This is a genomic window from Mammaliicoccus lentus (assembly GCF_947036595.1).
GTDB lineage: Bacteria > Bacillota > Bacilli > Staphylococcales > Staphylococcaceae > Mammaliicoccus > Mammaliicoccus lentus.
Window position 1 is genome coordinate 1819254 of the sequence record NZ_OX344834.1, and the last position, 14537, is coordinate 1833790.

Genomic DNA, 14537 nt, shown 5'->3' on the forward strand with positions numbered 1-14537 from the left:
CCCCCTCTACATTTGGTCAGTTTTAAATGTCATACTGTCAATTACATCTGCTAATGCGTTTGCAGTATCAAGTGACGTTAAACAAGGAATTCCGTTCTCTACCGATTCTCTACGAATTTGGAAACCATCTCTTTCATAAATTTTTCCTTTAGTCATTGTATTAACGACTAATTGTACTTCTCCTTTTTGAATAACAGATAGCAAATCATGTTCTCCACCAATTTTTCCTACAGTATAAGTTGGTATATTTTTTTCTTGGAAATATTTTGATGTTCCTTCAGTTGCAAAAATTCTATAACCTATTTCATGGAATCGTTTTGCAATAATGTAAGCTTCTTCTTTATCTTTATCACTTACAGTAAACAGTGCTGTACCTTGATCTTGTACTTTTAATCCGCTTGCCGTTAAACCTTTATACAATGCTTTTTCTAACGTTAAGTCTTTCCCCATTACTTCACCTGTTGATTTCATTTCAGGTCCTAAAGTAATATCTACATTTTTCAATTTACTAAAACTGAATACTGGTGCTTTTACATACACGCCTTCTTTGTAAGGAACTAATCCGTTTTCATATCCTTGTTCTTTTAAAGATATATTTGTAATTGCTTTTGTAGCTAACTTAGCCATTGGAATGTCCGTTATTTTACTTAAAAATGGCACAGTTCTACTTGCTCTAGGGTTAACTTCAAGTACGAAGACTTCACCTTTAGATAAAACAAACTGAATATTGATTAAACCGATAATGTTTAGCCCTTTAGCTAATTTAGTCGTATAGTCTACTAACATATTAATTTCTTCATCTGTTAAAGTTTGTGGTGGATAAACTGCTATAGAATCTCCTGAGTGAACGCCAGCTCTTTCAATATGTTCCATGATTCCTGGTATAACAACTGTTTCCCCGTCTGATATTGCATCTACTTCTATTTCTTTACCTGTTAAATATCTATCTATCAGTACTGGGTGTTCGGGGCTTGCTTTAACAGCTTGCTCCATATAATTTCGTAGTTCCGCTTCAGCGTATACGATTTCCATTGCTCTACCACCTAGTACATATGAAGGTCTCACAACGACAGGGTAACCAATTTCATTCGCATTTTTTATTGCTTCTTCTACAGATGTTGCAGTTTTTCCTAATGGTTGTGGTACATTTATTTTTTGTAATAAAGCTTCGAATTCTTTTCTATCTTCTGCTCTATTTAAGTCCTCTAAAGAAGTACCAAGTATTTTAATGCCCTTTTCAGAAAGTTTATCAGCTAAATTAATCGCAGTTTGACCTCCGAATTGAACAACTACTCCAATTGGTTCTTCATGATTAATAATACTCATAACATCTTCTTCTGTTAAAGGTTCAAAATATAGTTTGTCTGAAATTGAGAAATCAGTCGAAACAGTTTCTGGATTATTATTTATAATTATTGCCTCATATCCAGCTTCTTGTATCGCCCATACTGCATGAACTGTTGCATAATCAAATTCTACTCCTTGGCCGATTCTTATTGGACCAGAACCTAGAACGATAATTTTTTCCTTCTCCGATACTATTGATTCATTTTCTTCTTCATAAGTGCCATAAAAATATGGTGTTTCAGATTCAAACTCAGCTGCACACGTATCGACAGTTTTATAAACTGGATTGATTTGATGTTGTTGCCTTAAATCATAAATTTCACGTTCAGATTGTTCCCATCTATGCGCAATCACTTTGTCACTAAATCCATACTGTTTAGCCCACATTAAACATTCTAAATTCCCTTTATTTTCTTTAAGTTCATGTTCTATCTCAATAATGTGTTTAAATTTATTTAAGAAAAAGTAGTCAATTTCAGTTAGTTCATGAATTCTTTCTAACGATGTTCCTCTTCTAATTGCTTCTCCAATGAAGAAAAGTCTTTCATCATCTTGTGCTTTAATTCTTTCTTCTATGAAGTTTAGTTCAAATTCATCTCCATTAGGTAATCCTAAATGATGTACGCCATATTCTAATGAGCGAATTGCTTTTAAAAGCGATTCTTCATAAGTTCTTCCAATAGCCATAACTTCTCCAGTTGCTTTCATCTGTGTACCTAAATGTCTTTCACCTTTGTCGAACTTATCAAAAGGAAATCTAGGTATTTTAGAAACAACATAGTCTAAAGCAGGCTCAAATGCTGCATATGACGTGCCTGTAACAGGGTTCAGCATTTCATCTAATGTCATACCAACTGCAATTTTAGCTGCCAATTTAGCAATCGGATACCCCGTTGCTTTTGAAGCTAAAGCAGAGGATCTAGATACACGTGGATTAACCTCGATGATATAATAATTTAAAGAATGTGGATCAAGTGCTAATTGTACATTACATCCACCTTCTATTTTTAAAGCTCTAATAATTTTTAATGAAACATCTCTTAACATTTGGTACTCAACATCTGATAATGTTTGACTTGGTGCCACCACGATTGAATCTCCAGTATGTATACCAACAGGGTCAATATTTTCCATGTTACACACAACAATGGCATTATCATTTTTATCTCGCATTACTTCATATTCAATTTCTTTATATCCAGCTATTGATTTTTCAATTAAACATTGAGTTACAGGACTATATTTCAAACCGTTCTGAACAACTTCTCTTAATTCAGTCTCATCATTACAAATTCCGCCACCTGTTCCACCCATCGTAAAAGCTGGGCGAACAATTAAAGGATAACCTACTTTATTCGCAAATTGGATGGCGGCGTCTAAATCATTTACAATATCACTTTCCGGTACTGGCTCATTTAATTCATTCATTAAATTACGGAATAAATCACGGTCTTCTGCTTGAGCGATGGAAGATAATTGCGTACCTAACAAACGAACATTATTTTCTTCAAGTACACCATTTTCATGTAATTCAATTGCCATATTTAAACCTGTTTGACCGCCTAATGTTGGTAATAGTGCATCTGGTTGTTCTTTTCTTAAAATTCTACTAACAAAATCCAATGTTAAAGGTTCGATGTATACTGTATCTGCAATTTCTGTATCAGTCATAATCGTGGCTGGGTTAGAGTTAACAAGTATGACTTTATATCCTTCTTCTTTTAGAGCTAGACAAGCTTGTGTACCTGCATAATCAAATTCAGCTGCTTGTCCTATAATGATTGGACCTGAACCGATAACTAAGATGGATTTTATATCTGTTTGTTTAGGCATTAATATTACGCTCCTTCTCTTTATGTAATTGAATCATTTCAATAAATTCATCGAATAAATAATTTGAATCATGTGGTCCTGGAGAAGCTTCCGGATGATACTGTACAGAGAAAGCTGGATATTCTTTATGCTTCAGACCTTCTATTGAACGATCATTTAATGCGATATGTGTAATTTCTAATTTTGTATTTTTGATTGATTCTTCTTCTATAGCGTAGCCGTGATTTTGACTTGTTAAATCAACTTTTCCAGTACTTAAGTTCATAACAGGATGGTTAGCACCTCTATGACCAAATTTCATTTTGTAAGAAGTTGCACCTTGTGATAGTGCAAATAATTGATGTCCTAAACATATACCAAAGAATGGTATTTTTCCTATAATTGATTGAATCGTATCTAGCGTTTCTTTAACATTCTCTGGATTACCTGGACCATTAGAAACCATCACGCCATCAGGGGCAATATTTAATATTTCTTCTACAGATGTTTGATATGGTACAACTGTCACATCACAACCTCTTCTATTTAACTCACGTACAATATTTTCTTTTTTACCATAGTCAATCAGTACTACTTTATATCCGTCTCCTGTTGAAATATACGGTCTAATAGATGACACTTGTTCAACTTCATCAGTTCTTAACGTATCATTTTTCAATCTGTGAATAACTGTTTCAATTTCGTTTTCATTATCTGTAAAACCAGCTTTAAGAACACCGTGGTTTCTAATTTTTCTAGTTAAACTTCTTGTGTCAACACCGGAAATACCTGGAATATTATAAAATTTCAAAGTTTCATCTAGTGTTTTACTAGATCTGAAGTTACTCGGTTCTTGACATGCTTCACGAACAACTACACCATTTAAAGTCAGTGTTAATGATTCAAAATCATCTCGGTTAAAACCATAATTCCCAATAAGTGGATATGTGAATGTAATAATTTGACCTGTATATGATGGATCTGAAATTGTTTCTTGATAACCTGTCATAGCTGTATTAAATACAATTTCTCCTATTGTTAATTCATCTGAACCTAACTTAAACCCTTTATAAATGGTGCCATCTTCAAGAACTAAGTATCTTCTATTACGCATTTTTTACTGCCTCCTCATAAACTATTTCACCGTCATAAATTGTCATGATTGGGTATCCTGATACAACTTCATCGATAAATGGTGTATTGCTACTTTTAGAAGCAAATTCTTCAGCTTTAATTGGTCTTTCTGATTCTAAATCTATTATCGTAAGGTCAGCATAGCCACCTTCTTCAAGTCGTCCATAAGGTAAATCGAATGTTTCAGATGGTTTTATTGTTAAATAAGAAACAAGTTGTTCTAGAGTAAATTTTCCTGTTTTAACAAAATGCGTATATAACAATTGGAAAGCAGTTTCGCTTCCTACAATTCCAAATGGTGCATCAACCATAGAAGCTTCTTTTTCTTCTTTGGCATGCGGAGCGTGATCTGTTGCAATACAATCAATTGTTCCATCAATAAGTCCTTCAATTAAAGCATCTCTGTCTTCTTTTGCTCTTAATGGTGGGTTCATTTTGTATATTGCGTCGTCTCCAGGTACATCGTCTTCAGTTAACAATAAATGGTGTGGTGTTACTTCTGCAGTCACTTTAATTCCAGCTTTTTTAGCATCTCTTATTACTCTTACACTTTCTTTAGTCGAAACGTGACACACATGATAATGACAATTAGCAGCTTCGGCTAATAACACATCTCTTGCAATTTGGACAGCTTCACATATTGAAGGTATGCCTGGTATGTTAAGTTCGTTACTACGTTTTCCTTCATGCATTGCTCCACCGTAAATAAGTGAATTGTCTTCACAATGCGCAACGATTGCTTTATTGATTTTAGCCGCTTCTATCATTGCTTCATACATCATTGAAGCTGTCTGTACTCCTACACCATCATCAGTAAATTGGAACATGCCTGTTTCTTTTAAAGCTTTAAAATCTACGTGCTCTTTACCTGCTTGTCTCACAGTAATAGATGCGTATGGTAATACTCTTACAGCAGCATGTTTATTTATAATGTCATGTATTTTTTCTAGATTTTCAACTGAATCAGGAACAGGTTTAGTGTTAGGCATTGGACATACAGTTGTAAAACCACCTCTTGCCGCTGCTTTAGTTCCTGTTTCAATTGTTTCTTTATGCTCTCCACCTGGTTCTCTTAAATGAACATGGACATCAACAAAACCTGGCGAAATAAAATGTCCTTTAGCATCAATCACTTTCAAATTTCCTTCTTCTATTGAATCAGCGATACTTTTGATCTTACCATCTTCTATTTGTATATCTTTCTTCACAAGTTCACCTTGAGATAAGATTTTTCCATTTTTGATTATAAGTGACATTTTACTTTTTCCTCCTTATGATTAAGTACTTCTTGAATACATGCCATTCTCACGAAAACACCATTTTCCATTTGTCTAAAAATGCGAGATTTTGGACTTTCAACTAAATTTGTATCAATTTCGACCCCTCGATTTACCGGAGCAGGATGCATTACAATTGCACTATCTTTCAGTTGTTCGTATCTTTCTTTTGTAAGGCCATAACCAACATGATATTCAGACTTGCTATAAGATTGACCTTTATCATGTCTTTCATTTTGTACTCTTAACAACATGCACACATCAATTTCATTAATAACATCATCAATATTTACATAAGGAATATCAGAAATCTGTTCTTTCCATTGGTCTGGAGCTGAGAACATGACTTCTGCACCTAATTTTGTTAAAGCGTCAGCGTTACTTCTTGCTACTCTTGAATTTTTAATATCTCCTGAAATTAAAACTTTTAACCCGCTAAAATAACCATACTCTTCATAAATCGTCATAATATCCAGTAAAGATTGAGTTGGGTGTTGTCCACTTCCATCTCCTCCATTAATAACAGGTATATTAAGCGATTTTAAAGGTTCATAATATTCATTTTCACTATGTCTGATGATCAGCGCTTCAACTCCTATAGATTCGAGAGTTTTACACGTGTCATATAGCGTTTCACCCTTCTGAACAGATGAAGTATTTGTTTCAAATGGTAAAATGTCTAATCCTAATTTTCTTTCAGCCATTTCGAAACTACATTTCGTTCTTGTAGAATTTTCAAAGAATAAATTTGCTACAGTTGCTTTTTTATCAATTGAACTTATACCTTGTTCTTTTAGATCCTGCGCTTTGTGAATAATGTTTAATATTTCGTCTTTTGTTAAATCAGCCATAGATAATATGTTTTTCAAGGGTAACGCCTCCTAGAATTATTTTATTTTCTTGGGTAAAATGAGATTCAGTAAAATACCAACTGTTGCTGCTAATGCCATCCCTTCAATATTCAAATGAATACCGATACCTGTAAAATCTAGATGTGCTTTTCCGATTCCTAGTACTAAAATTACTGATGCTATAATTAAATTTCTATTGTTACCAAAGTCAATTTTGTTTTCTACCAACATCCTCAATCCACTTGAAGCTATAATTCCGAATAACAGTATCGATACACCGCCCATGACTGGTGTCGGTATAGTGGAAATCATAGCTGTAAACTTTCCAACAAAGCCTAAAATAAGTGCGAGGACTGCTGCACCTCCTATAACCCATATACTATAAATTTTTGTAATTGCTAGTACACCTATATTTTCTCCGTATGTTGTACTTGGAGGTCCACCTATAATAGAAGACATCATAGTTGACACGCCATCACCGATTAATGATCGATGTAAACCTGGCTCTTTGAAAAAGTTTTTACCGACAATTTTATTAATAACTATTTGATGCCCAATATGTTCACTTACCGTTACAAATACAATCGGTAACATGATTAATATTAATCCCCACTGTAATGAAGGTGTGTAATCATGAAAAGGCATGTATATGTCTGGTAATTGTAACCATTTCGCTTTTGCTATCGGTTCTAAATCAACAATGCCGTATAGTAATGATGAAATGTAACCTACAATAATACCTATCAATACTGGTATGATTGATAAAAATCCTTTAAAGAATACTGAAACAATTATTGTTGTAATCAGTGTAATCAGTGCCACTGTAATATAAACACCGCTGTATCCAGTCATTGCGTTTGAATCAGTGTACATTGCCATGTTGACAGCAACTGGCGCTAAACCAAGTCCTATAACCATAATTACTGGTCCTACTACAACAGGTGGTAATAAATTCAGCAACCAATCTGTGCCTGTAAGCCTTATAATCAATCCGATGATTACATAAAGGACACCACTCATGAACAAAGCCACTAACATTTCGCCTAGGTCGTGTGATTTAAGACCGACTATAATCGGTGTGATGAACGCGAAACTTGATCCTAAGTATGCAGGTATTTTTCCTTTAGTAATTAGAATATAAAGTAATGTTCCAAGCCCCGAAGCGATTAATGCTGCTGAAACAGGTAATCCTGTTAAGAAAGGTACTAATACTGTCGCTCCAAACATTGCAAATAAGTGCTGTGAACTTAAGAAAAACCATTGAGAAGGTTTTGGTTTCTCATTTACATCTAAAATAGGTTCAACCGTGCGTTCAAACATTTCTTCGTTGTGTGTCATTTTCCATTCTCCTATTCAAAAAAAGATCCCTTTACAAGATATGCAAAGGGATCTATGTATACAGTTATACCTATACAAATATATACAGGTAGACTGTTACAAAAACGCTCCTTTGCCAGTATCTCGTACTGATTTAAAAGGAATTATTTAATTTAATGTTACTGCTGTTTTATCGTCAATTTCTTCTAGTTCTACTACTATTGATTCGTTAGATGCAGTTGGTACGTTTTTACCAACGTAATCTGCTCTAATAGGCAACTCTCTATGACCTCTATCTACCAATGTAGCTAAGCTGATTTTTCGTGGTCGTGCATGGTCTAATATAGCATCAAGTGAAGCTCTAACAGTGCGACCTGTGTATAACACGTCATCGACGATAATAACATGTTTATCATTAATATCTACTTCGATATCAAATGATTTCACTTTAATTTGACTATGTTCTACATCATCTCGGTAATGTGTGACATCAATCTCGCCAGTTGGCACTTGCACATCTTCTATAGATTTGATTTTCTTTTCAATTCTATTTGCTAAGTGTACGCCTCTAGTTTTCACACCTAATAATACAATATCTTTCGTGCCTTTGTTTTTCTCTAAAATCTCATGTGACATTCTCGTCAAAGCACGATTGATTGCTGCATCATCCATAATCATTCTTTCAGCCATATTCAATCTCCTTCCACAAAAAAATACTCATGTCTTTAAGAAGACATGAGTATATACTGGTACCTTTAAAAAGGTCCACACGCACATATATGTCTTCTCAGCCTCTCAGGACTGTCTGTTAAAGACGATTTAATTGTTAAAACTATAATATCGTTTTTCTAGTATATTGTCAAAGTATATCTGAAATTAAACTAGTATTATTACAATTATTTTTTATCTTCTATTTTTCTTAACTTTTCTATTAACGCTTCGAAATATTCAGGTAAAGGTGCTTCTTTTTCGATATATTTTCCAGTTATAGGATGTTCAAATCCAAGTAATCCTGCATGTAAAGCTTGCCCGCCTAAATCTAAAGTTTTCTTTCTACCATACTTTGGATCCCCTACTAATGGGTAACCAATATGTTTCATGTGCACTCTAATCTGGTGTGTTCGCCCAGTTTCAAGCTGACAATTCACCAATGTATATTGGTCGAATTTTTCTATCACGTTAAAATGCGTTACTGCTTCTTTGCCATCATCAACGATAGCCATTTCTTGGCGCTCTTTTGGGTTTCTACCAATAGGCGCTTCAATAGTACCGAATTCGTGAGGGATATGACCATGTACTAAAGCAGTATATTCTCTAGTTACTGTCTTATCGACTAATTGTTCTACTAGTCCTCTATGTGCAATATCATTTTTTGCTACCATCAATAAACCTGAAGTATCTTTATCAATTCGATGTACAATACCTGGTCTAATTTCTCCATTAATGCCTGATAAATCTGTTATAGCATACATAAGTCCATTTACTAAAGTTCCAGTATAATGTCCGGGAGCAGGATGTACTACCATTCCTTTAGGCTTGTAGACTACCGCAACATCTTTATCTTCATAATATATCTCTATGCCTAAATCTTCTGCTACTATGTCTACTTCTTCTACTACTTTTTCAGTAGCAACAATCGTATCATTCAATTTAGTTTTATAATTTGATTTTACGACTTTACCGTTTACCTCAACTAAACCTAATTTAATCCAATCTTGTATTTGACTTCTTGACCAATCTGGATTTAATTCAGGTAACAATTTATCAATTCTTACGCCCGCTTCTTGCTCTGTTTCTATTTTAAATTCAAACGTATTCAAGCTTTTTCCTCCTTGCCTTCAAATAAAATTACAATAATTAATACAATAACACCAATTGTTAAAGCTGCATCTGCAACATTAAATATCGGGAAATTATAACCAAATATATACGTATCTATAAAATCTACTACTTCACTTCTAAACAATCGATCTATAAAATTACCTATCGAACCAGCTATTAATAAACTCAGACCGAATTGGATTAATGGTTTTCCATAACCTTCGCTTTTAAAGAACATAATTAATATAACTAACACAACGATTGTCACAATATAGAACAACCACATTTTCCCTTGAAGAATACCCCACGCAGCACCTTCGTTCCGATGAGAAGTTATATATAAAAGATTTTTAATAACTTTTACAGAATCACCAATTTCTAATGATTTTACAATCATATATTTTGTTAATTGGTCTAACGCTATAATTATAACTATAAAAATACTCCATATAGGAATATTATAACCTTTACGCATTTATTGTTCACTCCAATCTTGATTATTTTACCACATAAACAGGTAGGTTTGTTAATCTGACAAATAATATTAAACATCTATTTTTATGTTATTACATTAAAAATACTCCTATTAAAGTGAAAACTTTAATAGGAGTATTTATTTACACAACAAATTGTTTTTTAAATTAAATAATTAACCTAAAGTTGCTACAACTGATTGACAACGAGGACATAAGTGATCTAGTCCATTAACTGAACCTAATTGATCTGAATAGTTCCAACAACGTTGACATTTTTCACCTTCTGCATGGTCAACTTTAACTTTAACTAATTCATATTCTGTACCTTCAGTTAATTCATCTACAACGTCAACTTTTGATACAATGAATAATTGATTTAAATCATTAAATTTACTTAAGAAATCAACAGTATCAAACTCAGATGAGTTAGATAAAGTAATATGCGCTTCTAATGATTTACCAATTACTTTTTCATTACGTGCTACTTCTAGAGCTCTGTTAACATCGTCTCTTAATTTCATGAATTGAGACCATTTTTCCATTAATACAGTATCAATTTCATGTGGTTCAGGCATATCTGTTAAATGTACACTTTCTTCTTCAACATGTGGAATATGACCCCAAATTTCATCTGCAGTATGTGGGATAATTGGTGCTAATAACTTAGTTAATTTAACTAATGTCTCATATAATACGGTTTGCATACTACGACGTTTTAATGAGTCTGCTTTTTCAATATATAAAATATCTTTACCGTAATCTAAGTAGAAATTACTTAAATCTACGTTGATAAAGTTTTGAATATCTTGATAGATGTCTAAATAGTCGTAAGCTTCATAATGTGATAATGTCTTACCGATAAATTGATTTAAACGGTTATGCATGTATTGATCGATTTCAAGCATTTCATCATAAGAAACACTATCAGTTGCTGGGTTAAAATCATTCACGTTTCCTAATAAGAAGCGGAATGTATTTCTGATTTTACGGTAAACATCTGAAGTTTGTTTTAAAATTTCATTAGAAATACGAACATCAGCCAAGTAATCAACACTACTCACCCATAGTCGAGCAATATCAGCACCCATTTGTTTAACAATCTTATCTGGTACGATAACATTACCAAGAGATTTACTCATTTTTTTACCTTCACCATCCATTACAAAACCGTGTGAAAGTAACATTTTATATGGTGAAATGCCTCTTGTTGCTACTGAAGTTGTAATTGAAGAGTTAAACCAACCTCTATATTGGTCACTTCCTTCAATATAAATATCAGCTGGGTAGGATAATTCAGGTCTAGTTTCAAGTACTCCTCTGTGCGTAGAGCCTGAATCGAACCAAACATCCATAATATCTGTTTCTTTAGTGAATACACCGTTAGGACTACCTTCATGTGTAAATCCTTCAGGTAATAAATCTTTAGCTTCTCTTTCAAACCAAACATTAGATCCATGTTTTTCGAATAAATCAGCAACATGATTAATTGTTTCTTCTGTCATGATGATATCGCCATTTTCAGAATAGAATACAGGTAATGGTACGCCCCAAACTCTTTGACGAGAAATTACCCATTCTCCTCTATCTCTAATCATGTTGTATAAACGTGTTTTACCCCAATCAATTTTAAATTTAGTTGTATCAATTGCATCTAAAATATCTTGTCTTACTTTACTGATTGAAGCGAACCATTGCTCAGTCGCTCTAAAGATAACCGGTTTTTTCGTACGCCAGTCATGTGGATATGAATGTGAGAAGAATGATAGTTTTAATAGTGCTCCAACTTCATCTAATTTTTCTGTAATTGTTTTGTTTGCTTTATCATAAAATTGTCCTGCAAACTCTCCTGCTTCTTCTGTGAAAACACCTTTATCATCGATTGGGCTAATTACACCTAAATCATATTTTTGTCCGATAACATAGTCATCTTCCCCGTGTCCAGGTGCGGTATGAACACAACCAGTACCTGCGTCTGTAGTTACGTGATCGCCTAAAATTACTAATGATGTTCTGTCGATAAATGGATGTTGCGCTGTAACATATTCAAGTTCAGAACCTTTAAATTCTTTTTCACGAACAATTGTTTCTTTATTCCAGTCTAAATCTTCACAAACAGCATCTAATAACGCTTCTGCTACTACATATTTTTTACCTTCAACATTTACTTGTACATAAGTAAGTTCAGGATTAACAGCAATTCCTAAGTTTGATGGAATTGTCCATGGAGTTGTTGTCCAGATAACGAATGATGCATCTTCATCTACAACACCTTTACTATCAACTACTTTAAAAGCTACATAAATAGATGGTGATTTTTTATCTTTATATTCAATTTCAGCTTCTGCTAAAGATGATTCACTTGAAGGTGACCAATAAACTGGTTTTTTACCTTTATAAATTAAACCTTTAGCTGCCATTTCTCCAAATACGCGAATTTGAGCTGCTTCGAATTCAGGTTTTAAAGTAATATATGGGTTTTGCCAATCACCATTTACACCTAAACGTTTAAAGTCAGATTTTTGTACTTCGATTTGTTCAAGCGCAAACTCTTCACATTTTTCACGAAATTCTGCGACTGACATTTCTTTACGCTTAACACCTTTATTTGTTAATGCTTGTTCAATAGGTAAGCCATGTGTGTCCCAACCTGGAACATAAGGTGCATAATAACCAGTCATTGCTTTATGACGAACAATAAAGTCTTTTAAGATTTTATTCAATGCATGACCCATGTGTAGATTACCGTTTGCGTAAGGAGGTCCGTCATGCAAAATAAATGGTGTTTTACCTTTATTTTTTTCTAAAATTTTATTAAATAAGTCTTTTTCATCCCATTCAGCTTGAATTTGAGGTTCCTTATTTGGAAGTCCACCTCTCATTGGGAAGCTTGTTTTTGGCATAAGTAACGTGTCTTTGTAGTCCATAAGTTTTAATCTCCTTCAATTATTAAAATAAAAAACTCTAAGTTGAAATAATAGGGACGAAGTAATCGCGGTACCACCCTTATTAACTCAACTTAGAGTTCACTCATTAACTATATATAATTTTATGAAAAGGTGATACCTAAAGAAATTATTCGACTAGGCTTTCACCATCCCTAGCTCGCTTCTACTATAATTATTCTTTAGACGCGTCCTCATCACTATCTATAGATTGATTATTAATCTTCTCTTGATTATTTTGTTCTTCTTTTTGCAAAATGTCAATATTTTCTTCAGTAACTTGTTGTTGATCAATATCATAATTTAATAAATAATCCCAATCATCATTCTTCAACAAATCAAGTTGCGCTTCTACTAACATACGAAAACGAGATCTAAATACTTTAGATTGTCTCTTCATATCTTCAGTTTGGAAGCTTATTTTACGTGCTTTTTGTAAAGCATCATTGATGATAATATTAGCTCTACCTTCTGCTTCTTTAACTATAGAATCAGCTTTTAGCTCAGCGGAATGCTTTGTTTGTTCGCCTGCTTTTTGAGCTTGTAATATTGCTTCAGAAATTGTGTTTTCGACCGCTCTAAAACGATTAATATTTTCATCTTTATCATCTATTAATGTTTGTAATTGCGCTTTTTCTGATTTTAATTTTTCTATTTCATCGCTTAATGATTCTAGATATTGACGTACTTCTGATTCATCTAAGCCTTTATGCACTCTACTAAATTCTTTTTGTTTAATATTTTCTGGGGTAAATGCCATCAGTTTTCCTCCTTAGCACTATTTAAACAAAGTACGATATGTTATACGTAATTTGCCTTTTTTTGATTCACCGTTATTGGCTACAATCTTAGCACGACCGTATCCTTTTATCGATAGTAAATCATTCTCTTCGACTAAAAAGTCTACTCTTTCAATCTCTCTATGATTGACTTTTACACGTTTACCTTCTATGAGTTTCTTGCTTAGCGCTCTACTTATATTAGTTATATGCTTTACAATTACATCAAGCCTCATAGCACTCACAGTTGTATCTCGTGTAACCCAATTCTCATTTGATTGTATCATATTTTGAAAAGGAATAGAACTCAATTTGATTCCTGCACCTTTAATTTTTGTTAATTCTAACATAATATATGATTCAAATCTTTTTGTCAAAACAAATTGTATTTTTTCGTTAACAATAATATCACCTAATTGATTACGATCAATTCCTAGAGACATTATCGTTCCTAATATATTTCGATGTGTTAATGTTACAAACTTAGTTGGATAATTAAGTTCGATTAATACTATTTCAAAGTCTTCTTCTTCTGGAGTGAAGTAATCAGGAGCAATTATTGCACGCTTTCTTTCAGCCTCATTACCTCCGCCAAAATAATGGACTCTTAATCCTTCAAAACTACCAACTATTGTATCTAAAATGTATTGTTCTCGAGGGTCTAAAAAGTCCGTAAGAACATGTTGATAATTTCTTTCTGCTATTTCACATTTATTAATAAATAAATCAATTTCTTCTCTTTCTTCTTTTCTAAAATGTTGATAGATATCCATTGTTACAC

At 33.2% G+C, this 14537-nt stretch carries 11 protein-coding genes; all 11 read right to left on the bottom strand.

Annotated features, from left to right (window positions below):
* Positions 1-6 precede the first annotated feature (6 nt).
* Positions 7-3180 carry a carbamoyl-phosphate synthase large subunit gene (gene carB / locus ACNMOQ_RS09045; RefSeq protein WP_416349748.1) on the bottom strand — a complete coding sequence of 1058 codons (3174 nt, stop codon included), beginning with the start codon at positions 3178-3180 and terminating at the stop codon, positions 7-9.
* The gene (locus ACNMOQ_RS09050; RefSeq protein WP_017000576.1) at positions 3173-4273 is read right to left on the bottom strand and encodes a carbamoyl phosphate synthase small subunit; all 1101 of its coding nucleotides are present in this window, start codon (positions 4271-4273) and stop codon (positions 3173-3175) included. The genes carB and ACNMOQ_RS09050 overlap by 8 nt, the downstream gene beginning before the upstream one ends.
* Positions 4266-5549, bottom strand: coding sequence for a dihydroorotase (locus ACNMOQ_RS09055; RefSeq protein WP_064204067.1), 1284 nt, complete (start codon positions 5547-5549; stop codon positions 4266-4268). Before ACNMOQ_RS09055 ends, ACNMOQ_RS09050 begins: the two co-directional genes overlap by 8 nt.
* Complete coding sequence (locus ACNMOQ_RS09060) at positions 5537-6439, bottom strand: aspartate carbamoyltransferase catalytic subunit (RefSeq protein WP_218688521.1); 903 nt, start codon at positions 6437-6439, stop codon at positions 5537-5539. Before ACNMOQ_RS09060 ends, ACNMOQ_RS09055 begins: the two co-directional genes overlap by 13 nt.
* Positions 6440-6457: 18 nt before the next feature.
* A complete protein-coding gene (uraA, locus tag ACNMOQ_RS09065) occupies positions 6458-7759 on the bottom strand; it encodes a uracil permease (RefSeq protein WP_017000569.1) in 1302 nt (433 codons plus the stop codon).
* 147 nt (positions 7760-7906) lie between these two features.
* Positions 7907-8428 (bottom strand): bifunctional pyr operon transcriptional regulator/uracil phosphoribosyltransferase PyrR, encoded by a 522-nt coding sequence (pyrR, locus tag ACNMOQ_RS09070; RefSeq protein WP_017000567.1) that lies wholly within the window; start codon positions 8426-8428, stop codon positions 7907-7909.
* A gap of 206 nt (positions 8429-8634) precedes the next feature.
* On the bottom strand, positions 8635-9558 hold the full coding sequence (locus ACNMOQ_RS09075) for an RluA family pseudouridine synthase (RefSeq protein ID WP_064204069.1): 924 nt from the start codon (positions 9556-9558) through the stop codon (positions 8635-8637).
* Positions 9555-10034, bottom strand: coding sequence for a signal peptidase II (gene lspA / locus ACNMOQ_RS09080; protein WP_017000562.1), 480 nt, complete (start codon positions 10032-10034; stop codon positions 9555-9557). The genes ACNMOQ_RS09075 and lspA overlap by 4 nt, the downstream gene beginning before the upstream one ends.
* Positions 10035-10208: 174 nt before the next feature.
* Complete coding sequence (gene ileS / locus ACNMOQ_RS09085) at positions 10209-12959, bottom strand: isoleucine--tRNA ligase (protein WP_064204070.1); 2751 nt, start codon at positions 12957-12959, stop codon at positions 10209-10211.
* A gap of 193 nt (positions 12960-13152) precedes the next feature.
* Positions 13153-13737, bottom strand: a complete 585-nt coding sequence (locus tag ACNMOQ_RS09090) for a DivIVA domain-containing protein (RefSeq protein ID WP_017000559.1) — start codon at positions 13735-13737, stop codon at positions 13153-13155.
* Between the two features lie 18 nt (positions 13738-13755).
* Positions 13756-14529: a YlmH family RNA-binding protein gene (locus ACNMOQ_RS09095; protein WP_416349749.1), complete on the bottom strand. Its 774-nt coding sequence runs from the start codon at positions 14527-14529 to the stop codon at positions 13756-13758.
* Positions 14530-14537: the final 8 nt, after the last annotated feature.